The sequence below is a fragment of the Pedobacter lusitanus genome (assembly GCF_040026395.1).
GTDB classification, from domain to species: Bacteria; Bacteroidota; Bacteroidia; order Sphingobacteriales; family Sphingobacteriaceae; genus Pedobacter; species Pedobacter lusitanus.
This window is the reverse complement of sequence record NZ_CP157278.1, coordinates 2,517,015-2,542,568: the sequence shown is the minus strand read 5'-3', so window position 1 is coordinate 2,542,568 and position 25,554 is coordinate 2,517,015. Positions and strand designations below refer to the sequence as shown.

General features: G+C 39.7%; 24 protein-coding genes. 10 read left to right on the top strand and 14 right to left on the bottom strand.

Translation table 11 applies throughout. The features are described from left to right. Positions 1–74 precede the first annotated feature (74 nt). The 3 genes from PL_RS10735 (at position 75) to PL_RS10725 (ending at position 6,079) form a co-directional block, all read left to right on the top strand. On the top strand, positions 75–3,368 hold the full coding sequence (locus tag PL_RS10735; RefSeq protein ID WP_041885180.1) for a SusC/RagA family TonB-linked outer membrane protein: 3,294 nt from the start codon (positions 75–77) through the stop codon (positions 3,366–3,368). Between the two features lie 10 nt (positions 3,369–3,378). Next, positions 3,379–4,743: a RagB/SusD family nutrient uptake outer membrane protein gene (locus tag PL_RS10730; RefSeq protein WP_348621667.1), complete on the top strand. Its 1,365-nt coding sequence runs from the start codon at positions 3,379–3,381 to the stop codon at positions 4,741–4,743. An 88-nt stretch (positions 4,744–4,831) separates the two neighbouring features. Then, positions 4,832–6,079 carry a YdcF family protein gene (locus PL_RS10725; protein WP_348621665.1) on the top strand — a complete coding sequence of 416 codons (1,248 nt, stop codon included), beginning with the start codon at positions 4,832–4,834 and terminating at the stop codon, positions 6,077–6,079. Positions 6,080–6,354: 275 nt separating this feature from the next. Here the strand turns inward: PL_RS10725 and PL_RS10720 are convergent, their stop codons facing one another. Together PL_RS10720 and lat are read right to left on the bottom strand one after the other, a co-directional pair. Then, entirely contained in the window at positions 6,355–6,759 is a 405-nt protein-coding gene (locus PL_RS10720; protein ID WP_041879910.1) for a hypothetical protein, read from the bottom strand. A 6-nt stretch (positions 6,760–6,765) separates the two neighbouring features. Then, positions 6,766–8,097, bottom strand: a complete 1,332-nt coding sequence (gene lat, locus PL_RS10715; RefSeq protein WP_041879913.1) for an L-lysine 6-transaminase — start codon at positions 8,095–8,097, stop codon at positions 6,766–6,768. 323 nt (positions 8,098–8,420) lie between these two features. Between lat and PL_RS10710 the strand changes: the two genes are divergently transcribed. Then, on the top strand, positions 8,421–8,834 hold the full coding sequence (locus PL_RS10710) for a VOC family protein (RefSeq protein ID WP_041879916.1): 414 nt from the start codon (positions 8,421–8,423) through the stop codon (positions 8,832–8,834). On the opposite strand, the gene PL_RS10705 is transcribed toward PL_RS10710, so the two are convergent. The 6 genes from PL_RS10705 to PL_RS10680 form a co-directional block, all read right to left on the bottom strand. Beyond that, complete coding sequence (locus PL_RS10705) at positions 8,835–9,413, bottom strand: YdeI/OmpD-associated family protein (protein WP_041879918.1); 579 nt, start codon at positions 9,411–9,413, stop codon at positions 8,835–8,837. Positions 9,414–9,453: 40 nt separating this feature from the next. Continuing rightward, a complete protein-coding gene (locus PL_RS10700; protein WP_041879920.1) occupies positions 9,454–10,026 on the bottom strand; it encodes a DUF4256 domain-containing protein in 573 nt (190 codons plus the stop codon). Position 10,027: 1 nt separating this feature from the next. After that, complete coding sequence (locus PL_RS10695; protein WP_041879923.1) at positions 10,028–10,441, bottom strand: DoxX family protein; 414 nt, start codon at positions 10,439–10,441, stop codon at positions 10,028–10,030. A 6-nt stretch (positions 10,442–10,447) separates the two neighbouring features. Next, positions 10,448–10,915 carry an SRPBCC family protein gene (locus tag PL_RS10690; RefSeq protein WP_041879926.1) on the bottom strand — a complete coding sequence of 156 codons (468 nt, stop codon included), beginning with the start codon at positions 10,913–10,915 and terminating at the stop codon, positions 10,448–10,450. Between the two features lie 5 nt (positions 10,916–10,920). Continuing rightward, positions 10,921–11,244 (bottom strand): ArsR/SmtB family transcription factor, encoded by a 324-nt coding sequence (locus tag PL_RS10685; protein WP_041879929.1) that lies wholly within the window; start codon positions 11,242–11,244, stop codon positions 10,921–10,923. Between the two features lie 82 nt (positions 11,245–11,326). Next, positions 11,327–12,205, bottom strand: a complete 879-nt coding sequence (locus PL_RS10680; RefSeq protein ID WP_041879933.1) for a 1-aminocyclopropane-1-carboxylate deaminase/D-cysteine desulfhydrase — start codon at positions 12,203–12,205, stop codon at positions 11,327–11,329. 261 nt (positions 12,206–12,466) lie between these two features. On the opposite strand from PL_RS10680, the gene PL_RS10675 reads away from it, so the two are divergent. Together PL_RS10675 and PL_RS10670 are read left to right on the top strand one after the other, a co-directional pair. Next, entirely contained in the window at positions 12,467–13,498 is a 1,032-nt protein-coding gene (locus tag PL_RS10675; protein ID WP_041879936.1) for an RluA family pseudouridine synthase, read from the top strand. Between the two features lie 4 nt (positions 13,499–13,502). After that, entirely contained in the window at positions 13,503–14,342 is an 840-nt protein-coding gene (locus PL_RS10670; RefSeq protein WP_041879939.1) for an aminotransferase class IV, read from the top strand. A 7-nt stretch (positions 14,343–14,349) separates the two neighbouring features. Here the strand turns inward: PL_RS10670 and fmt are convergent, their stop codons facing one another. Continuing rightward, the gene (gene fmt / locus PL_RS10665; protein WP_041879940.1) at positions 14,350–15,258 is read right to left on the bottom strand and encodes a methionyl-tRNA formyltransferase; all 909 of its coding nucleotides are present in this window, start codon (positions 15,256–15,258) and stop codon (positions 14,350–14,352) included. A 109-nt stretch (positions 15,259–15,367) separates the two neighbouring features. Here fmt and PL_RS10660 point away from each other — a divergent pair, with 109 nt between their 5' ends. Further along, a complete protein-coding gene (locus PL_RS10660; protein WP_041879947.1) occupies positions 15,368–16,414 on the top strand; it encodes a DNA topoisomerase IB in 1,047 nt (348 codons plus the stop codon). A gap of 8 nt (positions 16,415–16,422) precedes the next feature. On the opposite strand, the gene PL_RS10655 is transcribed toward PL_RS10660, so the two are convergent. After that, positions 16,423–17,172 carry a DeoR/GlpR family DNA-binding transcription regulator gene (locus PL_RS10655; protein WP_041879951.1) on the bottom strand — a complete coding sequence of 250 codons (750 nt, stop codon included), beginning with the start codon at positions 17,170–17,172 and terminating at the stop codon, positions 16,423–16,425. Positions 17,173–17,260: 88 nt separating this feature from the next. Between PL_RS10655 and PL_RS10650 the strand changes: the two genes are divergently transcribed. Then, positions 17,261–17,812 (top strand): 5' nucleotidase, NT5C type, encoded by a 552-nt coding sequence (locus PL_RS10650; RefSeq protein WP_041879954.1) that lies wholly within the window; start codon positions 17,261–17,263, stop codon positions 17,810–17,812. Positions 17,813–17,816: 4 nt separating this feature from the next. Here the strand turns inward: PL_RS10650 and PL_RS10645 are convergent, their stop codons facing one another. Beyond that, positions 17,817–18,023: a hypothetical protein gene (locus PL_RS10645; protein WP_235324466.1), complete on the bottom strand. Its 207-nt coding sequence runs from the start codon at positions 18,021–18,023 to the stop codon at positions 17,817–17,819. Between the two features lie 19 nt (positions 18,024–18,042). Continuing rightward, complete coding sequence (locus PL_RS10640; protein WP_041879957.1) at positions 18,043–19,302, bottom strand: exo-beta-N-acetylmuramidase NamZ family protein; 1,260 nt, start codon at positions 19,300–19,302, stop codon at positions 18,043–18,045. Between the two features lie 102 nt (positions 19,303–19,404). Between PL_RS10640 and PL_RS10635 the strand changes: the two genes are divergently transcribed. Continuing rightward, positions 19,405–20,625, top strand: a complete 1,221-nt coding sequence (locus PL_RS10635; protein WP_041879960.1) for an ABC transporter permease — start codon at positions 19,405–19,407, stop codon at positions 20,623–20,625. A 66-nt stretch (positions 20,626–20,691) separates the two neighbouring features. Here PL_RS10635 and PL_RS10630 read toward each other — a convergent pair whose 3' ends face one another. Continuing rightward, positions 20,692–23,100 (bottom strand): alpha/beta hydrolase family protein, encoded by a 2,409-nt coding sequence (locus PL_RS10630; protein WP_348621659.1) that lies wholly within the window; start codon positions 23,098–23,100, stop codon positions 20,692–20,694. 183 nt (positions 23,101–23,283) lie between these two features. Between PL_RS10630 and PL_RS10625 the strand changes: the two genes are divergently transcribed. Further along, positions 23,284–24,588, top strand: coding sequence for a DEAD/DEAH box helicase (locus tag PL_RS10625; protein WP_041882948.1), 1,305 nt, complete (start codon positions 23,284–23,286; stop codon positions 24,586–24,588). A gap of 105 nt (positions 24,589–24,693) precedes the next feature. Here PL_RS10625 and mazG read toward each other — a convergent pair whose 3' ends face one another. Beyond that, a complete protein-coding gene (gene mazG, locus PL_RS10620; RefSeq protein WP_041882947.1) occupies positions 24,694–25,500 on the bottom strand; it encodes a nucleoside triphosphate pyrophosphohydrolase in 807 nt (268 codons plus the stop codon). Positions 25,501–25,554 lie beyond the last annotated feature (54 nt).

Sequence of the window (25,554 nt, the reverse complement as noted above, 5' to 3'; positions counted from 1 at the left end):
AACCATTACCTCACACGCTGAATAAGCGTGAAGGGAAGGCTTTTGCCAAAAAATCAAACCAAAAATTATAGATTATGTTTAGAAAATTTACAAAACATCTGTTCTTTTGCTTGCTGCTGATAGCGGTCTCGCTGGAAACCCGGGCTCAGACATCAGAGATTACCGGGATTGTAAAAGATGAACTGGGACAACCCTTAATCGGGGCTTCCATCCTTTTGCAGAATATGAAAACCAATGAAAAAAAGGGGATCATGGTGAATATGAACGGGAAGTTCGTGATTAACGGGCTTTCTGCGGGGGTACCCTATAACATCAGCGCTTCTTATATTGGCTATAGTACCAAAACTATAGAGAATTACCTGCTTAAAGCAGGAGAACAAGCTACACTGCTGATTCAGCTGAATCCTGATGCTAAGTCTTTATCCGATGTGGTGATTGTAGGATACGGAAGTCAGAAGGCAAAAGATGTCACGACTTCTATTGCCAGTATCAAAGCAGCGGATCTGGAGAATCAGCCAATCAGTAATGCTGCCGAGGCAATGGTTGGTAAGATGGCCGGTGTGCAGGTTTCGCAGGGATCTGGTACACCTGGAGGAGCGTTGTCTGTTAAAGTCCGCGGTGTAGGAACGATAACTGCGGGATCCAGTCCATTGTATGTAATTGATGGAGTACCGATTTCCAATGATAATATCAATACCCTGAACACTAATGATATTGCTTCCATCGAAGTTTTAAAAGATGCTTCTTCGGCTGCGATTTACGGTTCAAGAGGTTCAAACGGGGTTGTACTGATCACAACCAAACAAGGTAAAAATGGCGTATCTGCGATTAACGTAAACAGTTATACCGGCTGGCAGTCTTTGTCTCATAAAATCAAAATGATGGATGCTTATCAGTATTCGCAAATGGTTCTGGATTCGAGAAATAATTCCTATACCGATGCAATGGAAGCCATTAACCGAAAAAATACTGCTTTAGGTTTGCCACTGGTCAATTATAACGTAAATGATAATAATGGTATTCGTCTGTTTAATACAGCTAACAATACCAATACAGTGATTCCGCAGGAAGTTTTACCCTATCTGCAGGGGCAGCAGGGTTTAACCAATACAGACTGGCAGAATGAAATCTTCAGAGTGGCTCCGATACAGAATCACTCTATTTCAGCTGCCGGTGGTAGTGAATTGCTTAAGTACTATGCTTCCCTGGAATATTTCAATCAGGATGGTATTATCTTAAACAGTGGTTTTAAACGGTATAGCGGCAGATTAAATCTTGAAGGGAAAAAAGGGAAATTCAGATATGGTGTAAATTTCAGTCCATCGGTCATTAATGAAAAAAGGGTGAATGCGAATGGTGCCTATAGTGTAAATGGCGGCGGGATTGTAGCATCGGCTCTGCATTATTCGCCAATTTTCCCGGTATATAATACAGATGGAAGCTATAGTTTTGCACAAAATTCCTGGAGTCCGGGTACGATTACCACTTTGCCAAACAATACCGTTGCCAGCGGTAATGGTGAAACACAAGCCTGGAATCCGGTTGCGCTGGCTATGCTGCAAAAAGATGACGTAAGTTCACACCGGATGACCGGAAGTGCTTTTGTTGAAGCGGAAATCATTAAAGATCTGAAATATAAGATCCAGCTTGGAGCTGATTTATTTAATAGTTCGGAAGATACTTTCAGGCCTTCGATTATTCCTCAGTCCAATACGGCAGGAAATCCATTGTCAGAAGCAACAGGATCGTCCAGAACGATAAAAGAGACCAACTGGTTACTGGAGCAAACCTTAAACTATAATAAGACCCTTGGAGATCATAGTATTAATGCATTACTGGGCTGGTCTAACCAAAAAGATGATTTAAGCGGGAATTATGCTTTTGCATCCAAAGGTTTTATTAGTGATCAGGTAGAATATCTGAGTGCAGGACTGGTGACCAACGGGACATCTACGCGTACCCAGTGGGCTTTGGCTTCAGGTATTGCGAGACTGCAGTATAGTTATAAAGGAAAATATTTATTTACCGGTTCTGTACGTGCAGACGGGTCTTCCAAATTCGGGAAGAACAATAAATGGGGTTATTTCCCTTCTGCATCCCTTGGGTGGAGGTTATCAGAAGAAGATTTCCTGAAGAACTCAGAAACTATCTCTGATTTGAAATTAAGAGCAAGTTATGGTCTGACAGGTAATTTCAATATTCCGAATTACGGGGCGCAGGGAGCGATGACCAATTATGGTTATGTATTTGGCGGTGCTATTCCTGCGGTAGTTAACGGAGCTGCACCATTTGCACAGCCTAATGACGACTTAAAATGGGAGAAAACCGCACAGCTGAATCTTGGTTTTGATGCTGCTTTTTTTAAGAATAAGCTGACTTTATCGGTTGATGTATATAACAGTAATACCAATAATTTATTATTGAATGTACCTGTACCAATTACTACAGGTTTTTCTACCGAGTTGAAAAATATTGGAAAGGTCAACAACAAGGGGATAGATATTAATTTAGGTACACAACAGCAATTCGGTGCTGTCAGATGGACGGCAAATGCCAATTTCTCTAAAAACATTAATAAGGTTGTAGAACTGGGGCCAGGTAATGCAGATATTATCAAAACCGGATCTGTAGCCAATGCTTATTTTATCACCAGGGTGGGCGAACCAATCGGTTCTTATTATCTGCCAGTTGTTTTAGGTGTATTTAAAAATCAGGCAGAAGTTAATGCTTACCCCCACTATACAGATACCCAGGGCAATTACGATCTGAATACCTCTAAACCCGGAGATTTTAAATTTAAAGATGTAGATGGTGACGGTGTGATTGATTTAACCAAAGACCGTGAAATTGTAGGGAATTACCTGCCAAAGTTTACTTATGGTTTTGCTACTTCTGCCGAATACAAAGGCGTGGATATTAATGTGTCAATGCAGGGTGTATATGGAAATAAGATTCTGAATCTTTCGCGCAGATATTTTGCAAACAAAGAAGGGAACATGAACAATATGGTGAGTTCTCTGGATCGCTGGATGTCGGAGAGCAATCCCGGAAGTGGTCAGGACGTAAGAGCTAACCGTGCGTCAAAAGGCAGTAATGGTACAACTTCTACCTGGCATGTGGAGGACGGATCTTACCTGAGAATCCGTAATATCGCTTTAGGTTATACCTTCCCGACAGATTTTGTGAAAAAGATGGCCCTGACCAAGCTCAGACTCTATATCTCTATGCAGAATCCTTTTACATTCACTAAATATTCGGGATATAACCCGGAAGTGACGAACAGGCCTGATGCAACTACAAACGGAGAAGACTACGGTGTTTATCCGACTTCAAAAACCATATCATTAGGTATTAACATCACATTATAAAATCAGAACCATGAAAAATTATATATACATTCTTATTGGTGGTTTAATGCTGACGGCCACTTCCTGTAAAAAATTCCTGGATTTAAAACCGATGGACTCTTATACTGAAAATACATTTTATGTAGATGAAAAAGGGCTTCAGGGTGGTTTGATCAGTTGTTACGATGCTTTGCAGACAGATAGTCTTTACGGGAACAATTTACTGACCCTGGGAGAGATTCGCGGGGATAACCTGACTGATAATGATCCGGGTTCTGGTGCGGGAGTGAGAAATCAGATTGAAGTATTTGCAGAGACTTCGGCAAATAATATACTTTCAGGCAGCTGGCAGGGTCATTACAAGGCTATTTATCGTTGTAATATTATTCTGGACAGAGCACCTGCGATCAGTATGAATGAGACTTCAAAAAATCAGATTACAGCACAGGCGAAATTTATCAGAGCTTTAAGTTATTTCAATCTGATCCGTCTTTGGGGTAATGTACCGTTGGTACTGAAAGTTCAGAAGACAGAAGAGGCCCGGGAAAACAGTCGTTCTACACCTGCTCAGGTTTATCAGCAGGTGGTTAGTGATCTGACAGATGCTGCGGCACAGCTGCCGGCCACATGGTCTGACGCGCAGAGAGGGAGAGCGACCAGTTATGCGGCATCGGCATTGCTGGGTAAAGTATATCTCTACCAGAAGAATTACAATATGGCTGCCACGATTTTACAGCCCGTAGTAGCTGCGATCTATGCAGGAACAACGCTGGCTACTGTGCCACAAACCACTACTTTTCCAAATGGATTAAAGACCAGTAAGGATATCATTTTCGCAGTGCAGTATCTTTCTGGTGGTGTAAAGGAGTTTGTAAATCAGGATAACCGTTACAGAAATAACAATAACACGAACATTATCAACTTGCCGCAGACCCTTTTTGAGGCTGGAGATAACCGTAAGGCGTTGGTTGCAGTAACCGGTACAGGTGGTCGTCCCGGGAAGTTTAATACGCCGCAGGTAAATAATGAAACCAGCAGTGATTTTCCGGTTATGCGTTGTGCAGAAGTCCTGTTAATGTATGCAGAGGCCCTGAATGAGGTGTCTTATGGAAATGCCGCAGCTTTCAAGGCTTTAAATGCTGTTCGTGCCAATGCGGGGATTACGGTGAAAACCCCTGATATGTTAACCTCACAGGCTGATTTCAGAACAGCTTTATATTTAGAAAGAAGACTGGAACTGGCTTTAGAAGCTGATCGCTGGTTTGATATTGTAAGAACCAATCAGATGGCGGCAATTTTCCCTGGTATTCCGGCATTCCGGAGTCTGTATCCGGTACCGCAGGTAGAGATTGATAATGTGAACAGAAAAGATGGCTGGCAGAATACTGGTTATTAAAGCCGGGAGCGCAATGGCATAAAACAATGAATATATGTGGCAGCGATCGCGATTGCTGCCATGTATCTTTAACTCAAAAATAAGACTTATGAAAGTTCCTTTCCTGATATTTTGTGGTTGGCTGATGGTGCTAAGTGCTGTTGCACAGCAGGAGCCATCTAATCAATATGTCCTTCAGCGGACCCATAATGCAGTTCAGTATAAAAACTATTATTTGCTCACTTTGCTGCAGAAAGATCTGGCGGTAAAAACTCTGATTCAGAAAGATCCCATATTCAGTGCTATGCTGAAGAATAAAAAAATAAAAATACAGGAGGCTATAAAAAATTGCGGTACTGATATATCGTGTCTGACCGGAGCTGTACAGTTTAGTGCTGATGAAATCGGGTCAGTGAGCCGTCAATTGGCTGCTGATTTTATGCCGGGGAATGCACTGGATCATATGGTGAGTACTCAGCTGGTCCCATCGGGTTGTTATGGGCTGTATGCTGGTCTAAAGCCTGTAGAAATGTTAATCAAAGCCTGGGAACAGGATGCCAGGGCCATCAACCATGTGATTGATGTTTACGTAAATGGTAAGCAGGCCAATTATCCTGCAATAGACTCTATTAGTTTTTCAGTCAGGGATAAAAGCTATCCGGAGCTGGTGAATACCAGTGTTTTTTTAAGTATAAATGATAATAATAACTTATTCTTTGAGCCTGAAATGAAGTTTGCCTTATTAGCGCTGGAGATTAATGAAAGGAATGATGCTGCGGATTATGAACCCATGGAGAGGACGGTAAATCAAGCTGCGTTTTTATCAATCAAAAAGACAGATTTCGGGGTTTATCCCTATAGTGTGATCCTGGTGCCGGGAGAAGGTCCGGAAGAGCGGGATATTGAGCTAAGCGCAGGCGGGATGCTGCGTTGTCGTCTGGCAGCAGAGCAATATAGAAATAAGGTAGCTCCTTACATTATGGTTTCTGGCGGCAGGGTGCATCCCTATAAGACGAAATATAATGAAGCCAACGAAATGAAGCTTTATTTAATGCGGGTCTTACAGATCCCCGAAAGTGCTATTCTGATGGAGCCTCATGCCAGACATACAACAACTAATCTTCGTAATGCTGCCCGAATCATTTTCAGATATGGTATCCCGATGGAGAAACCGGGCCTGGTGGTCACGGTGAAGTCGCAAAGCATGTACATCAGTGATATAATGCCTCAGCGTTGTCTTAAGGAATTGGGTTATGAACCCTATAAAACTGGTAAGCGTTTATCGGATAATAACCTGGAGTTTTATCCAAATGTGATGTCTCTGCAAATCGATTTTGACGAGCCTATGGATCCGTAGGGTGGTTAACTTTAGGCTACTGACAAAATAGGCGGCTAACAATTAAGCAACTGACAAGTAAACTAATTTTTCTCTTTTTTTCTTCTCCATGTCCAGATACACGGCTTATCTGAAACATTCCATTGAGTTAAAATCTGATGGTTTGCAGGGAGGATAAATATTAGGAAAATAAAAAAGGCCTTATAGTATTGCAGAACATGTTTCGTCGCTTTTCGCGATGAAATCCAGTTCTGCAATACTATAAGGCCTTTTTTATTTCTTAAACCCCTCAGATCTTACTTAAATGGCTGTTTAGAGAGACTCGTGTAACCTATGGGGCTTTTTTCGTATAACCCTACACAAGAACTATTGAATTTCGGATCAAAGTTTACCTTTCCAGCCCCCAATTCATTGGGTACCTGTGTCCCTTCCATAAAATAATAAACCTTCGTATTTCCTCCTTTGTGATGAGGCTTATAGTTTCCGTAAGTTTCCATTTCCGACCAGATTGTATCCTTCACTGTTACAGCAAAAACATATTGAACCGGTCCGGTATTATTTTCATTTCTGTAATGAGCAACCTCTTTGAAACCAGCTTTAAGATCACCTGTTCCGGGTTGAAAAAACGTGCCTTTAAGCATCCAGATTACTAAAACAAGAACCAGGATACCCAGGAAAATATTGATTTTTTTATTGCGCATTGTATTTTATAAATCGGCTAATATTTTATGCATAACTTCAACACCCTGATCAATATGCTTTTTCTCTATGATCAGCGCAGGGCGGAAGCGGACAGTTTGCGGGCCACAGCCCAGGAACATGACATTATGTTCCATACCTTTCCGGATAAACGCATTGCGCATCTCTCCGCTTGGGAAATCAAAAGCACATAGCAGGCCTTTACCCCGCACATTGCTTACTTTATCATATTTTTTAGCCAGATCTTCCAGATTTTCTTTCAGATATCCGCCAATTGCAGCAGCATGATCACATAAATTATCTTCCTGAATAATCTGCAGGATTTGAGTAGATCTGACCATATCTACCAGGTTACCGCCCCAGGTAGAGTTGATTCTGGAAGGAACATGGAAAACATTGTTTTCTACCTGGTCAACCTTGTTACCTACCAATATACCGCATACCTGCATTTTTTTACCGAAGGCAATAATATCAGGGCGGGCTTTTTCGCTGTAATGCTGATGGCACCAGAATTTACCGGTTAATCCTACACCAGTTTGTACTTCGTCATAAATCAGGAAAGCATCATTTTCATCAGCAATGCTGCGTAGTTGAATCAAAAATTCTTCACGTAAATGATTATCGCCTCCTTCAGATTGAACAGGCTCAATAATAATTGCGCAGATATCGTCTTTATGGTCGGCAAATGCCTGCTTAATCTGGGTTATTGATAATTCTTCCGTACTGATAGCTGTAGCCAGATTATCATTTTCCAGCGGGAACTTTACTGTAGGTACAGAGACTCTTGGCCAGTCAAATTTGGCAAACCATTTCGTTTTATCAGGTAACGTATTAGTTAAGCTTAAAGTATAGCCTGTTCTGCCGTGAAAGGCTTTTTCAAAATGCAGGACTTTAAACCCTTTTTCTTCTTTATAACCTTTGGCAAAGTTTTTCTGAACTTTCCAGTCCATGGCAACTTTGATTGCGTTTTCTACAGCCAATCCACCACCTGCAATAAAAAATGCATGAGGAAGATAAGAAGGGATGCCTATTGCACCAAAAGTTTTTACAAATTCAGCGTACTGCTGTGTGTATACATCAGAATTTGAAGGATTAGCCATTGCAGCCTGTAAAAGGCTCTGTTTAAAAGCTTCATCATTAACCATTTTCGGATGATTATATCCAAGAGGAACAGATGCAAAACAAGTAAAGAAGTCAAGTAGTGTACGCTTGTACTTTGAGTCATAAATATATGCTCCCTGGCTTTGCCCCATGTCGTAGGTCAGATCAAATCCGTCAGCTAAAATGTGCTGACTTAAAATCTCATTAACCTGTTCAGGAGCTACAGTAAGTTGGTACATAATTCTTATATTTTGGTTTATCCAAATTTAGTAAAATGCCCCTGAATAACAAGTTTAGGGCATATTCCGGCAGAAAAAATCAAAATCATACTTTAAACAGTTTAAAGTATGATTTTAGTGCTGAAATATTTTTTTAGCCACAGATGTTGATAATTTTCGTGACACGATTCAGACAGGTTTGCCTTTTATTTGCGGTGTACCGGAGCGAATTTATGGAATAAAAAGGGGCTAAACCTGCTGCTTATGTAGAAAATATCAGACCTTTATTGGGATAAAAAAGAGAGAAATAGTCCTTAATCCGCAATCATTAATTTTAATAAAGTATGGAAATAAAGTTCAGCTTAGAAACGATTATAATTTATGTTCAAAATGTAGACAGCTTGAAGTCTTTTTATACCCATATTTTTAATTTTAATCTTGTGGAGGAATATCAATCTTCCTGGGTTCTTTTAGAAGCAGGGAATTGCAGGTTAGGTCTCCATAAAATTGGTGACGAATACCTGGACGAAAGTAAAGGAACATTCAAGTTTGATAATAATACAAAAATTGTTTTCGAAATAAAAGAAGACATTCATAAGATCAGAACACACTTTATCAATCAGGATGTAAAGATGAGGGATGTCAAGACTTTTGATAACTATGATTATTGGCTATGTGACGGAGAAGATCCGGAAGGGAATATTTTTCAGTTAAAACAGAAGAAAGCCCTGCTAAGTTCACTGGAGGATGAGCTTTAGTTAATCTTTCAGTCCCTTTCCATGAAGAATCTGCGGCATGTATTTTTCAACTCTGGATTCCCTGGTTTTGGCTTGTTTGGGTGCGGAAAAATGAAGAATATAGGCTCTTTGTCTTCCAGGAGTCAATGCTTCAAAAGCAGTTTTTAAAGCTGGAATCTGATCCAGCTTGTTTTGCAGTTCTGCCGGCATGGGGAATTCGCCGGTTTTTTTGAGCGTTACCTTTAGACCTGCTTTTTCTACTTCAATGGCTTCATAGATATTGGCTTTCAGCATAGCTTCCAGATCAAGGATATTCTGAATACTGGTAAATCTGATTTGACGGGCTGCCTGTACATTTTCTGATTGCTGGATAAGTATACCGTTGGCATTAGATAACAGTGCGCCTTTGAAGAACAGAAACGCACAATATTCTTTGAAATCGTGTATTAAAATAACGTTACTTCGCTGAAATGTATAACAAGGTACACCCCATTTTAGCTCTTCAGTTAGTCCGCAGTCAAGAGCAATTACTCTTAATTTCTCCAGTTCCTGCTGCCATTTACCGGCGTTGTTAAAATAAAAATCAACTTTCGGATTCATACTCGTTATTTTGTTTTTTTTTGAGCTGCTGGTATAAATTTTATATGCTTAACGAACCACGGAATCCTCTGATAGCATAATAAGACTGGGCACCGTTGTGATACACAAACATGCTTTCATAACGATATTCAGCGAAAAGTGCACCACCTAATTTTCTGATATCAGCTGGTGTTTTTATCCAGCTTGAAGATTTTGTATCAAACCTTCCCAATTTCTGCAATCCGCTGTACTGGTCTTCGGTTAAAAGTGTAATGCCCATGGCTGATGCCATATCCATAGCATTGTTTTCTGGTTTATGTTCTTTCCTTGATTCCAGGCCTTCGCGATCATAACAAACACTTCTGCGGCCCTTAGGGCTTTCTGCAGAACAATCATAAAAAATGTATTCGTCTGTCTTTTGGTCATAATCAACAATATCCGGTTCGCCGCCGGTTATTTCCATTTCATGGAGCGACCATAATTTTGTGGCATTGGCTTCCAGTTTTGTTTGTACTTTAACCCATTCCAGCCCTTTATGGCGGTTCATATTTTTCTCAAAACGGGTTTTCAATGTGTGGAGTAATTCTTCTCTTACTGCTAAGGACAACTCTTTTTGATGACTATTACTGCTCATATCAGTTTTGATTTATGGAGATAATTTTTCTGTCCGCCGGTCTGAAATACCAGGATACCAAAGTCAGGGCCAGTAATAACAGCGAGGGAAATATTTCATTTATCGAATCATGCATAGCGATATGTGAAAATACTGCTCCCGACATAGCAAAGAAAAAGCCTGCATAAGTCCATTCCTTTAGTAAAGGGAATTTAGGAATAAGTATGGCAATAACGCCTAAAATTTTCCAGATACCCAATAGAGTCAGAAAATAGACCGGGTAGCCCAGATGGAGGATAAGATCTGTTTCCTTTTTTACTTTCAATAATTGTACTGCTCCGGTTGAGAACATGCCTAAGGCAAGCCAGAGTGTAAAGACCCAGTAAATAATCTTATTTCGTTTTGCCGGGCCCGTAAATTCGTTTCTATTTGTCATGATGTGTTATTTTAATTTGCTTACAATATCCTGCAACCGGTTATGTGCCATATTAATACCCTGAGCAAATGGCAGCTTCAATAGCTGATCTCTGAGGGCCACTGATTTGTATAGGGTATGTATAGTCAGTTTACTGGTGTCGTCAGTGAGTTTTTCAAATTCCAGGAATTCCAGCTGGACGGCAAAAGGTGTATTCTCCATTTCAAATGTCCGTGTGATTTTCTGGTTTGGAACAAACTCATGAATTGTTCCATTAGCCCGGAATACGACATTTCCTTTGGCATCACTCGTTTCATATTGCCAGCTGCCGTGCGGTTTGTTTTCTAGTTTCAGTACTTTTGTACCCATCCATTGCTCTACAATTTCTGACTCTTCATGGGCCTTAAAAAGTAATTCCAGTGGTAAATCAAACCCTCTGGTAATGATTATTTCCTGCTTGTTGTTTTCTGCATGGATCTTTGTTTTTGGTTCCATAAGTTCTACTTTTTTGGGATGTAGTTTTTCATAATATCCTCCAGTTTATTAAATCTGTCATCCCACATTTTGCGGAATGGCTCTATAAAATCGGCCACTTCTTTCATGTTTTTTGCGTTGATGTGATAGTGAATTTCTCTGCCATTTTGTTCCTGCCCGAGTAGTTCACATTCGGTGAGTATTTGCAGATGCTTTGAAACGGTTGGTCTTGCTGTATCGAAATTTGCCGCTATGGCGCCTGCTGTCATCGACTGGGTGGCAACCAGCAGGAGTATCGCTCTCCTTGTCGGATCTGCTATGGCCTGGAATACATCTCTTCTTAAATTCATTATGTAGCTATTTGACTACTAATTTAAGTGTAGTTATTTAACTACGCAAATTTTTCTGAGATTTTTTTTAAGATATTTGTCTCTATGGTAATAGTTTATCTTTCATTCCCATGATTCCAAGTAAACCGCCGGTATGCAGGGCAATGATTTTTTCGTCTTTTTCGAAATAGTTATGGCGGGCAAGGTCATGAATTGCGAAAAACATTTTTGCGGTATAAACAGGATCAATCAGGATGCCCTGTGCAGCAATAAACTGCTTCATGAAAGCCAGTAAATCCGGTTTTGTTTTAGCATATCCTCCAAAATGATAGTCTGTATGCAAAATCAGATCAGTATGGTCAGTATTGACATAGCTGCTCATTTCTTCCCTGATAAATTCACCGCCTTTCAGTACGGGGATGACATGAAGTTTTGTTTTCAGACCTGCATGTTGAATTCCCTGCCATAAACCGGCAGCCGTAGTACCGGTCCCGGCTGCACAGAACAGATGAGCTGTATCCTGCGGAAGCTCTGTTATAATTTCAGCACAACCCTGAACAGCCTCGGCTGAGGCACCACCTTCGTCGATAAAGTAGGTGCCAGTGTGTTTGGCTGCATATTCAGCATAACAGACATTTTTATTTTTATAGGATTCTCTGTCTGTAAAAATCAGTTCCATGCCGTAAAGCGAACAGAGCACGAGCATTTCGTTATTTACTTTTTCACCTCTGACAAAAGCAGTTGATTTTAATCCTGATCTGGCAGCTGCGGATGCTGTGGCAACAAGGTGATTAGAATAAGCCCCGCCAAAAGTAACCAGGTGATGTTTGTTATTTGCAATAGCGTCCTGCAGCATATATTTCAGTTTTCTCCATTTATTACCTGAAATGTATGGATCAATCAAATCGTCTCTTTTAACCCATAGCTGAGATAAATGAGTGTGTTTTAATTGTTGTAACGGACTGTGCAATGCTGTAAACATGCAGCAAATATAATTCTTTTAACAGGGCCGCTTAAGTTTATGGGGTTAAGCAGGCAGGATATTTTTAGTCTGTTCGGTCAAAAAAAAGCTATAAAATGACTTTTCGTGTAAATTAATATAGATTCTAAGCACTGCGATCCTATTTTCTTTCAGAAATGTAAGAGTTAAAGACTAGTTTTGTAAAATGGAATTATTATAGCATCTGAGCTTTTAATCAGTGATAGACTGCGTATTTATCCATAACATTTGATAAAGTAAATAATGGAAAACAATAACAACGGGCTGGAATTAGAAGAGCAGGATTTATATGAACATTTTAATATTGTTGTAGATAAAGGGCAGTCCTTATTGCGTATAGATAAATTTTTGATGCACCGTATCGAAAACGCTTCAAGAAATCGTATTCAAAATGCGATTGAAGCAGGCAACGTACTGGTGAATAAAGCAACAGTAAAAGCTAGTTATAAAGTTAAACCGGCAGATGAGATTTCAATCGTATTTCCTCATCCGCCACGGGATACGGAAGTTTATCCGGAAGATATTCCACTGGACATTGTTTATGAAGATGCCGACCTGCTGATTGTCAATAAACCGGCAGGTATGGTTGTACATCCTGGATTTAACAACTATACGGGTACACTGGTTAATGCACTGGCATTTCATTTTGAGCAGCTGCCGCAATTACCTGGTAATGAGGGCAGACCAGGACTGGTACACAGGATTGATAAAGATACTTCGGGTTTGCTGCTGATCAGTAAAAACGAGATTACAATGACTAAACTGGCAAAACAGTTTTTTGATCATACCATCACCAGGAAATATATTGCACTGGCCTGGGGTGATATCAAGGAAAGTGGGACAGTTACGGGGTATATCGGCCGTAGTGCCAAAAACAGAATCGTCATGGATGTTTATGATGATGAAGAGAAAGGAAAGTGGTCAGTTACGCACTATACAGTTTTAGAGCGTTTAGGTTATGTTACACTGATCAGCTGCCAGCTGGAAACAGGTCGTACGCATCAGATCAGAGCACATATGCAGCATATTGGTCACCCGTTATTTAACGATGCGAATTACGGAGGAGATAAGATACTTAAAGGAACTACGTTTACAAAGTATAAACAATATGTGGCGAACTGTTTTGAGCTATTGCCAAGACAGGCTCTGCATGCACAGACTTTAGGTTTTATACACCCGACAACAAAAGAATATATGGAATTTGAAGCACCGCTGCCAACGGATTTTGATTCTGTACTTAACAAATGGAGAAACTACATCGTACAGCCACAATAATTTAATGCAACAGGAATATATTTTACATAACGATCAGTTTATCGCAGCAGACCAAACCATTCTGACGGCTCAGAACAGAGGGTTCAGGTATGGTGACGGACTATTTGAATCTATGCGGATGTCTGGCGGCAAACTGAAATTTGCTGAATTACATGCTGATCGTTTACAGGCGGGAATGAGTGCGTTGAAAATGGAAGGCGGGATTTTGTTCGATGATTATTTTCTGAAACAGAAGACTGCTGAACTGTGTAAAAGAAATAAACTGAAGGATAATGTGAGGTTTCGTCTCTCGGTTTACCGGGATGGCGAAGGTCTTTATACACCGGATAGTAATAAATCAGGTTATATCCTGGAGTCCGGAACACTGGCTCCGGGAGGTTACGAGCTCAATAAAAAAGGGCTGATTATCAATGTTTATGATGAAATAACCAAACCGGTTAATAAATTGTCTACTTATAAAACGAGTAACTCTTTACTTTTCGTCATGGCCGGTTTGTATAAACAACAGAACCGCCTGGATGAAGCGTTTATTTTAAATCAGCACGGTTTTCTTTGTGAAAGTATCAGTTCGAATGTGTTTGTGGTTTATGACAAACAGGTTTATACCCCAGCGCTTTCTGAGGGATGTGTTGCCGGGGTAATGCGTAATGTGGTTATGAAAGTAGCCAGATCTAATCAAATTCCTGTAATTGAAGCACAGATTAATCCTGAAGTCTTAAATGAGGCTGATGAGGTTTTTATTACCAATGCCACATCCGGTATACGCTGGGTGATGGGCTATGGCAGAAAACGATATTTCAATGAGGTAACTAAATCTTTAAGTTCCTTACTCAATGCGTTATAGCTTTAAGCTATAAACGCATTCCTCTTAAAAATTCATCAACTTTCATTCTTTTTTTACCTTCATACTGTATATCCAGTAAAGAGATCAAACCATCCGGGGCAGCAAACTTTAAAAATGTTTTACCATCCGTGAGAAATGTACCCGGACTTACTGCCGGAGTTGTTTCTTCGTATGTTGCTTTGAAAATTTTCAATGTCTTTTCATTAAGTTCTGTAAATGCCGTTGGGTAAGGACTAAGACCTCTGATCAGGTTATAAATTGATCTGACAGAATTATTCCAGTCCACTTTACAGAATTCTTTAAAGATTTTGGGTGCATGCTTCAGCTCTGCTGAAAATAGCTGTGGCTGTTCAGTGTAGTCACCGGCTGCTATAGCTTTTACGGTTTTAACCAGTAAACCAGCTCCGGTAAGCATCAGATTGTCATGAAGATCACCTGCTGTATCATCTTCTGCAATGGCTACTTTTTCTGAAAAAATAACATCTCCGGTATCAATTTCATGTTTCAGAAAGAAAGTTGTTACCCCACTTTCTGTTTCCCCGTTAATAATGGCATGATTGATTGGTGCTGCACCACGATATTGAGGTAAAAGTGAGCCATGTAAATTGATGGTACCTTTGGCGGGCATATTCCAGACTACTTCCGGAAGCATACGGAAAGCAACTACAACGTGTAAATCTGCATTCAGTGCTTTTAACGCTGTAAGAAATTCCGGATCTTTTAATTTTAAAGGCTGCAATACTTTTAAACCTTTTTCTACAGCATATTTTTTAACAGCACTTTCCTGTAGTTTCTGACCTCTTCCTGCTGGTTTGTCTGCTGCGGTGACTACTCCGGCGATTTCAAATCCAGCTTCAACAAGAGCATTTAAAGAAGCAACGGCGAAATCGGGCGTACCCATAAAAACTATTTTCATCTGTGTTTGTTGGTTTAATCGTTATTGAATATTGTAGTTAATGAATCCGGTGATGAACTGATCATCCTGTCTTTCTTTAGCAAAGAAACACATATTTTGTTTAATCTATATGATGCAGACTCCTGAAGAAATTAAAGAAATTGGTTTAATCTATGTGAATGACAGTATACCTGGTATTTACCGGAAGGGAAAACCGGGGAACTTTTATTATGAAGATATAAATGGTCAGCGGGTAAAGGACCTGGAACAGCTGGAAAGAATTAAAGCCCTGGTTTTGCCTCCTGCCTGGACAGATGTATGGATTGCAGCTAAAAAGAATGCTTATTTACAGGCAACAGGAATAGATGCAGCAAAGCGCAAACAGTATCGTTATCATAGCAAATGGACTTCCAGAAGATCTGATCTTAAATATTACAGGTTACTGGAATTTGGAAAGGCCCTGCCAAAAGCCAGAATGAGGATTGCAAGAGATTTAAAACGGCCGGCTTATGATGAGCAGAAGGTTCTGGCTATTTGTATTCAGCTGATGCAAAAAACACTTATCCGTGTCGGAAATGAATCTTATGCACAGCTTTACGGGAGTTATGGCTTATCTACCCTGAAAAATAAACATGCTCAGATAAATGGAAATGTGCTGAAGCTGGAATTTAAAGGTAAAAAAGGGGTTAAACAGCAATTGGCACTGAATGACAGGAACCTGGCCAAAATGGTCAAAAGGTGTATGGAAATTCCGGGACAGGATTTATTCCAGTACTATACCGAAGGTACTGCGCATAAAAGTATTGATTCGGGAATGATCAATGACTATATCAGGGAGATTACCGGGAGTGATTTTACTGCTAAGGACTTCCGTACCTGGGGTGGTACACTGGAGGCTTTAAGACAACTGGCTATTTGCACTGCGAATGTAGAGGAAGAAAGACCTCACAAAAAGATTATTACCGAAGTTCTAAAATGTGTGGCAGTTAAACTGGGCAATACGCCTGCAGTGTGTAGAAGTTCTTATGTTTATCCGCTGTTGCTGGAAGCTTTTGAAAATGATCAGCTGACAAAATTTTTGAAAAAAATAGCTGTTGGGAAACCAGATATGGTACCTGAAAATGACGAAAAAGTACTGATGCAATTTTTGAAAGCGGTACAGAAAAATAATTCTTAACCGGTGTTTTATTCCATTCGGATACCCAAATCTCTGTAGCTTTTAAGATTTTCATGATTGGGATCTGTATCGGTTATAATAATATCAAGATCACTGGTACTGGTGATATAATAAGACTCGGTAGTATCCAGTTTCTCAAATGTCGCTATAGCAATAACTTGTTTGGACGTCTCAACCATGGCTTTTTTGATCTGACAATCTTCGTAACTGATTCCTGTAACTCCCGAAATCAGATCAATACTGCAAATACCAAGAAAACAGATGTCTGGACGTATACTTCTGATGGTTTGTATCACCTCAAAACCAGTAGTGGAAAACGAGGATTTATTTAGCCTGCCACCTAAAAAAATAACTTCTATGAAAGGATGATCTTCGAGTACTGTAGCGACAGGAAAACTATTGGTTACTACAGTGATTTGCAGATCTCTGGGCAGATGGGTTGCAATAGCCAGCACTGAAGTACCTGAATCAAACAGTACGACCTGTCCGTTTTTAATCAGTTTTACTGCTTTTTGCGCAATGATTTCTTTGTGGGATACATCATAATGCTCTCTTTCGCGGAAATGCTGTGGAATAGGGGAGCGGGAAATAGCACCACCACGGACCGCTTTTAACAGTCCCTGATCCGATAGTTCTTTAATATCACGTCTCACAGTGTCTTCAGAAACTTCCAGCATCGTGCTTAAATCTCCCAAAAGAACTTTTCTTTCCTTACGGATATGCTCAATAATCAGTTGTAATCTTTCTGCCTTAATCATCTTGGCTGCAAATATACAAATTAAACTTCTTGTGTTATTGCAATATATTGCAATTTATTGCTATATTTGTTGCAATAATTTACGAAATATGAATAGAGACAGAAAAATAATAGCCATTGATATGGATGGTGTACTTGCTGATATAGAAGCGCAGTTTATGGCCTGGTATAAAAAAGAACATGGCGTATGGATTTCCAGAGAAGAGCGATTGGGCGTACCGGAATCTGAAGGATTCCCGGATAAAACTTCCATCAAAAAATATGTGTATACCCCCGGGTTTTTCAGAACAATACCTGTAATGCCGGGTGCAATTGAAGCTGTAAAAGCTTTGATGGAGGATTATGAGGTTTACATCGTTTCTGCCGCAACAGAATTTCCACAGTGTTTAACAGAGAAAATGGAATGGCTAAATGAATATTTCCCGTTTATCAGTTGGAAAAATATCGTTTTATGTGGTGATAAGAGTATAATCGATACAGATTATCTGATTGATGATCATTGCAAAAATCTGGATTTCTGTAAAGGCAAGCCTATTATGTTTAATAGCTCACATAATATAAACCAATTACACCATACCCGTGTAATGAACTGGAATGACGTATTGGATTTATTTGAAAAAGAAAGATCTTCGGCTGTATAAAAATTCAGACGCCTTTATCAGGTGCTTTTTTTACAGATTCAACGGGCTGCTCTTCCCGTTCTCTCTTTTTTGCAGGATTCTTAAAATGAGGTTCGTCTTTGGTATAATCTTCGTCCTCTGGTTTTTTTACTGCTTTATTTCCCTGATCAACATCGGGGATCAGTTCCTGAAAGTTGCTACTGGGTTTCTCGTTTTTTCTTTTAGTTTCCATATTCATCTTAATCAGTTTTTTAGGGGTAGAGCAGGTACTTCCTGCGCATCTTTTTATACTGACTTAATCCGGGTTCCCAGCTGGCTCTGATTTCTTTTTCAGATTTACCAGCTATGATTTGTTCTTTTAAACTATAAACTCCTGCAAGCTTATCGAAATTATTCATCTGCCTGCTTAGTTTGAAATTGAAAAAATCAGCTTTATCCGGATAAGCATTATACAATTCAATAAGCCATTTAAGATTTAACACTTTATCTTTTTTAAGGTTTGAAATATTATAATTTCTCAGATCTAAACCATAGCATGTCTTGTCCTGATGCAAAGGAGTTTCTGCCATTCCTCTGATACTTTTTGGGGTAAAAGAGAAACTGTATTTTCCTTTCAGTGCAGGTGCACCTAAGACCGTAAAAGGAAACTGTGTTCCGCGCCCCTGGCTGAGATAAGTTCCCTCAAACAGACATAGCGTAGGGTAAAGCAAAATAGATTGCTGTGTGTTCAGATTCGGGGATGGTTTTACGGGTAAATCGTAAGACATATCATGATTGTAACCAGCAACTTTAATAATCTTGATTTTACATTTTAACTGGTTTTTCAGCCACCCTTCACCATTGAGCATTTGAGCATATTCCCCGACAGTAAGTCCGTGGACTATCGGAATGGGCTTTAATCCTATGCCTGATACTAATCTGGAATCCAGGATAGGCCCGTCAATATAAAAACCGTTGGGATTTGGTCTGTCCAGAATAATCAGTTCTTTATTAAACTCAGCACAGGCTTCCATTACATGTTGCAGGGTATTGATATAGGTATAGAAACGAACTCCGACATCCTGAATATCAAAGACCATGATGTCAATGTCAGCTAAATCTGCCTGGCTGGGGCTCTCATGTTTACCATAGAGTGAAACGGCCTTAATTCCTGTTTTCTGGTCTATGTCATCATTTACTTTGATACCTGCACTGGCATTCCCTCTGAATCCGTGTTCGGGGCCAAAAATTTTAACAATATTGATATCCCGTTTTAAGAGGCTGTCTACTGTCGTTGTATTTTCTATTACTGAAGTAGGATTAACAACCATTCCAACACGCTTTCCTTTAAGCAGCGGCAGATATTTTTCTGTTTGTGCTGCTCCGGTCAGAATTTTCTGATCAGAGATTTGCTGAAGGGGTGCTTTTAAGGCTGAACTATCACTTTCAGTCTTTGCGGGGCCGGCAGCACATGCCTGTATGCTAAAGATAGCAAGGCAAAGGGGAAGTATTATTGCGGAGGATAGTTTCATATTGACCTTTTTTTACTTATTATGGTTGAATTTAAAATCAAATAACCATTTTTGCTAATCGTCTGTTTAAGCAGGCTCTAAGTTACAAGTTTATCGAAAATTTTGAATACAGAATACTTTATAGCCAGGCGTGTTGCCATTAAATCAGAACGTACCTTTTCTAAACTGATTGTTCGTATTGCTATTGCAGGTGTAATGCTCAGCCTTGCGGTGATGATGCTTTCTGTTGCTATTATCAAAGGATTTAAAACTGAGATACAGGAAAAGGTAAGGGGATTTGTTGGTGATGTGAGAATTTTTAAACTGGATTTGAATAATTCTTTTGAACTCGCACCTTTTGTTCCAAACTCAAAAACCCTGTCTGATCTTAAGAATAATAAAGATATAGCCTACTTTCAGCCTTATGCAACCAAACCTGCTATTATTTCTGCAAACGATGAGGTGGAAGGGATTAACTTTAAAGGCATAGACCGTAATTTTAACTGGGATTATATCAGTAAACATCTGGTCAGTGGCAGGATTATCAATTTTGCTGACAGCGCCAAAGCCACAAGAGAAATTTTAATTTCTTCTTTTACGGCAAACAGACTAAAACTGAAAACGGGTGATAATTTTATTATGTACTTTGTACAGAATCCTCCCAGAAAACGTCCTTTTAAGATTGTTGGTATTTATAATGTCGGGGTTGAAGAAATTGATAAAAGTTTTGTTCTGGGAGATATCAATATCATCAGGCGTTTAAATAACTGGCAGGCTGATGAAATTGGCGGCATAGAAATTAAGCTGAAGGATTTTGCGCGTCTTGGGCCTGCTTCAGACAAGATTTATTCTACCATGGAGATTAATCTGAAGTCAGAATCTGTAAGAGAGTATTTCCCTAATATATTTACCTGGTTATCATTACTGGATGTGAATACCAGGGTACTGCTGATTCTGATGATGATCGTTGGGGTGATTAATATGATCACAGCATTACTGATTATGATCCTGGAAAGAACAAATATGATTGGTATGCTGAAAGCTTTCGGGATGACTGATTACAGTATAATCAAGATCTTTTTATATAATGCGCTCTATCTGGTAGGAATAGGTCTGGTACTGGGAAATATTCTTGGATTGGGACTGGGGCTTATACAACAGTATACGCACTTCTTTAAGCTTAACCAAAGCTCTTATTACTTGTCTTATGTACCTGTAGAAATACATTTAACTGATGTTATACTGCTTAATGTGGCAACCGTTGTCATTTGTTTTACGGTATTGGTTCTGCCTTCTTTACTGGTAAGCAGAATATCTCCGCTGAAGGCAATAAGATTTAAATAATTACCAGAGATCTGATAAAAAAAGAGCGATGCCGGATATCCGGCATCGCTCTTTTTTCAGGTGTTCTTATTTTGCGTTTTTCACATATTTATCTAACCAGGAATTCATCTCCCATAAGGTATGTAAAATGTTTTCTTTACCGCGGTAACCGTGGGCTTCGTAAGGCAGAAAGACAAATCTGGTTGTACCGCCAAAACCTTTGATTGCATTAAACAAGCGCTCACTGTTCATTGGGAAAGTACCCTGATTATCATCAGAATCTCCATGAATCAGTAAAAGCGGAGTTTTGATCTTGTCGGCATAACTGAATGGGCTCATTTCATAATATAACTGTGGAACTTCCCAGTAGGTACGATCTTCATTTTGAAATCCGAAAGGAGTCAGTGTTCTGTTATAAGCACCGCTGCGCGCGATTCCAGCTTTAAACAAATTAGTATGTGCCAGTAAATTAGCTGTCATGAATGCACCGTAGCTATGTCCGCCAACGGCCATTCTGTTTCTGTCACCAACGCCCAGGTCAGCCAGTTTATTGATAGCTGCTTCTGCATTTAATTTCAACTGATCGACAAAAGTATCATTTGGTTTTTTACCTTCTTTAGCTACAATCGGCATTTCTGCATTGTCAAGCACTGCATAGCCCTGTGTTACCCAGTAAATCGGAGAGCCCCAGCTAATCGTAGTAAAGCGATCTTTTGAACCTCTGATTTGAGCAGCGTCAGCCGCAGAGTTAAATTCACGGGGATATGCCCAGATTAACGTTGGTAAAGGACCGTCTTTAGCTTTATCATAACCTTTAGGCAGATATAAATCACCTGTAAGATCTATCCCGTCTGCACGTTTATAGGAAATTTTCTCTTTGATCACACCAACCATATCAGGATATGGATTGGTGAAGTCTGTGACCTGACGATCAGCCATTCTGAGTACCAGGTTTTTGATGAAATAGTTTGGTACATCTTTTTGTGACTCTTTTCTGGTCAGCAGAATTAATTTTTTAGCGTCAAGAACATCATCTATATATTCGTAAGTTCCTTCTGCACTGCGCCATACTATTTCATTCTTTTTAGTAGTCAGATCAAATTTGGCAAGAAACGGAAGATCTCCTTTTGGTGATGATCCGGTTGTATTATTCATTAACAGTTTGGTTTCGTTATCTACGGTGACTACTACCTGGCGGCCAAAGACATTTTTCCCGGTGACAGCACTGCCGGGATTATTGTATTTATCATTCTGGCTCAGTTCATAAAGTGTCTCCATTGTTCCTGCAGAAGGGTTATAACGGCTGACTTTTATAGTTTGTTTACTGCGTTGTCCTTCTTCAACAAGGGCCAGTGTCTGGTTTCCCCATTTTGTATTGCGGTAACGGTTCTGGGTTTTGAATAATTCTTTAGCCTGGCCAGTGAAGGGAGCGTTCAGCGCATATACTGCATCATGGAAAGGTACCTGTTTTTTGATCAGACCGCTGTCTAATGGCTGAGCCCAGGTGATTGTTGCCGCTTCATCATCTCTCCAGTCATAATCACGCGGAATATTTTGTGTATTGTCATAGCCTGATGGTTTGCCTTCGGCAGATGGCAGGTTGGCTAAAACTTTAATCGGTTTACCGGATAGATCAGTGATTTTTATAACAGAAGGAAACCCTTCAAAAGGAACCAGATAAGAAAATGGCTTACTGATTGTTTCCTGCAGCAGATATTTTTTATCCGGAGAAACCTTGATAGTTGTATAGATTGCAGGCTGACCAATTGATGTTTGTACTCCGTTTTTGTACTGTACAAGTTGTGAGGTAGCCAGGAATTCAAATAGCTGCTCATCAAAAGGTGATTTGATCAGATCCTGATAAGTAGGATTTGGTGCTGCTTTCCCAATGCTTTGTTGTACTGTAGGCCCTTTTGGCATTAAGGGCTTAACAGGAATTGAGGATGCAGGCTTTGTAGCTACTCTGTATAGTATGGTAGCATCGTCCACCCAGGTAATGCCGCTTCCAAGGACTACATTGAGTGGCTGTTTATTAACTTTTACTGCTTTTAGTGTGGTAATATCTATGATATATAAGTCAACACCTTTCTGGCTGGTTTGCGTAAAAGAGATTTTATTCTGTGAAGGATTCCATGTAGCATGAGCTGCAAATAATGGAGCAGGAAGGCCATCGATTACTGCCGTTTTTCCTGTCCTGATATTTTTTAGTGTAAAGTTGCTGATAAAAGTCTGTCTGCTGGGAGAAAAGTTGTTTGGGTTAATACGCAATCCTGCAATACGGAATTCGGGCATAGCGAGCTCTTCAACAGAAGGGTAAGAGTTTTTAGTGCTTAACAGCATCCATTCTGCTTTACCATCTATGCTAACCGTTGGTGTAGGTTTTGCAAGCAGCAAATCAGCTATTGCTTTTGGGGGCTGCTGGTAATTTACCGCATCCTGTGCAAATGCGCCGACCGAAGCGGTAAATAAAAATAAGGTTAGTAATGATTTCTTCATATGAAAGGGAATTTATTAATCGGGTAAAACTACGAAATCCCTGTCCGGGATCAGCTTCAGGCGTATCAAAATGTTGATACAATAGGAATTTAAGCTGGTTTTATCATGGTTTCGTACAGATTATACCGGATATTGTGCTTATTTCCGTAAATTTGGCGGAATATCAATTTTAACTGAAATACTGTGTCGTTAGATAAATTAAAACTAAGTAAGCCCCTGATCACTGCAATGACTGATGCAGGGTACTTAACCCCTAAAGAAATTCAGGCGAAAACTATGTCCAGAATTCTTGGAGGGCAGGATATAATCGCTGTAGCCCCGGAAGGTGCTGGTAAAACAACAGCCTATATTCTTGGCGTTTTAATGCGTCTGAAATATACGAAAGACGATGCACCTAAAGTGTTAATTCTGGTAGCTGATCAGGATCGTGCAATTGCGGTAATCGATCAGTTTATTTCCCTGAGCAAAAACAGAGACCTTAATATTGTTGGTCTTTATGGTACGGGTGGTATGGAAGCTGAAATCAATGAACTGGTTTTGGGTATTGATATCGTTGTTGCTACGCCAACCAGAGCAAGAGCAATCTATTTAAAACTAGGTTTGAACTTAAGTAAACTGCAGACTTTTATTGTTGATGATGCTGCTCTTATCGTGCAGCAGGGAATGCAATTGCCTGTTTGTGAACTGGCAAGAAGTGCGGGTAAATGTCAGCATCTGGTATTTACTGAAGTTATTCATGAAAAGTTAACTAAAATGACGGATCAGTTTCTGAATTTCCCTACTATAATTGAAGTAGAGGACTTTGGAAATACTAAAACTGAGACCGTTACACAGGTGCTTTATCAAGTGCCGAATTATAAAACTAAAATCAATCTGTTACGTCATTTACTACGTGATGATGAGGTGTTTGATAAGGTTGTTGTTTTCGTAAATTCAAGACTGACAGCTCAGAAACTGACTTTAAGTATCGCAAGTAATAAAGAGATGGAATTCTCGATGTTCAGACCATTACATTTTGATGAAAATGGTTTTGATAATTTCGAAGACTTCAAAGAAACGCCTGAGGCAAGGGTATTGGTAGTAGCCAATCAGGGTGAAGGTCCGTTGAATTTAGATGGAATTCCGTTTATCTTCCATTTTGATGTGCCAGAAGAAAAAGAGACTTTCTTAAGCCGGATCATTAAAAATAAAGCGCAGGCTGAAGAGGTTATAGCGATCACTTTTGCTACAGATATGGAACTTGTTCAGGTGAAAAAGATTGAGCAGGCAATTGGTCAGAAATTAGAGCCAATGGAGCTTCCTGAAGAGATTATGATTGAAAAAGTACTCAGAACTAAGGGGCTTGATAAAAACCGCGTGGTGAAGACTAAAACTGAGGAGCCTGCTGGTGGTGGTGCTTTTCATGAGAAAAAAGAAAGTAATTCCAAGAACTATAATTATGGAATTGGTCAGAAAGCAAAAATGACCATGAAAAAGAAACATTCTTAGGTCTTTAAAATATATAAACCTGCTTGTTTTTAAGGTTCTTCTATTAGAAGGGTCGTAAAAACAAGCAGGTTTTTTTATGTTTTAATTTTAACTCCGGTTTCCGGATTACAGTTTTTTAGCCTCGTTCCAATACACATCCATTTCCGCCAAAGTCATATCCTGTAATGCCTTGCCGGTTTCTTGTGCTTTATCTTCGATATACTGGAAACGCTTAATGAACTTCCTGTTAGTTCTTTCTAAAGCATTCTCGGGGTTGATCCCAATGAAACGTGCATAGTTGACCAGAGAGAAAATAAGATCTCCGAATTCAGATTCTGCTTTTTCTATGTCTATAGCTGCATTGTCAATGACATTGTATTCATTTTTAAATTCCTGTAATTCTTCTTCTACTTTTTCCCAGACCTGAGTTTTATTTTCCCAGTCAAAACCAATTCCCCTGGCTTTTTCCTGGATCCTGCTTGCTTTTACCAATGCCGGTAAGGAAGCCGGAACTCCACCCAATACAGATTTGTTACCTTCTTTCAGCTTAATTTGCTCCCAGTTACGTTTGACATCGTTTTCATCCTGTACTTCTACGTCGCCATAAATATGGGGATGGCGGTTAATCAGTTTGTCACAAACACTGTTGAGTACATCTATTATAGTGAAATCGTTGGTTTCAGAGGCAATCTTTGCATAAAAAACAAGGTGCATCATAACATCTCCCAATTCTTTTTTGACCTCCGTTAAATCACCGTCCAGGATTGCATCAGATAATTCATAGGTTTCTTCTATCGTCAGGTGACGTAATGTTTCCATCGTTTGTTTTCTGTCCCATGGACACTCAGTTCTCAAAGTGTCCAATACGGTTAGTAATCTTTGAAAGGCAGAAGATGGATCGGTTGCGGTTACCGGAGGGATAGTGTTGGGCATGTGTTTGTGTTTTATAATGCGCTAAAATACCAAACCCATCCTATTTAAAAGAAT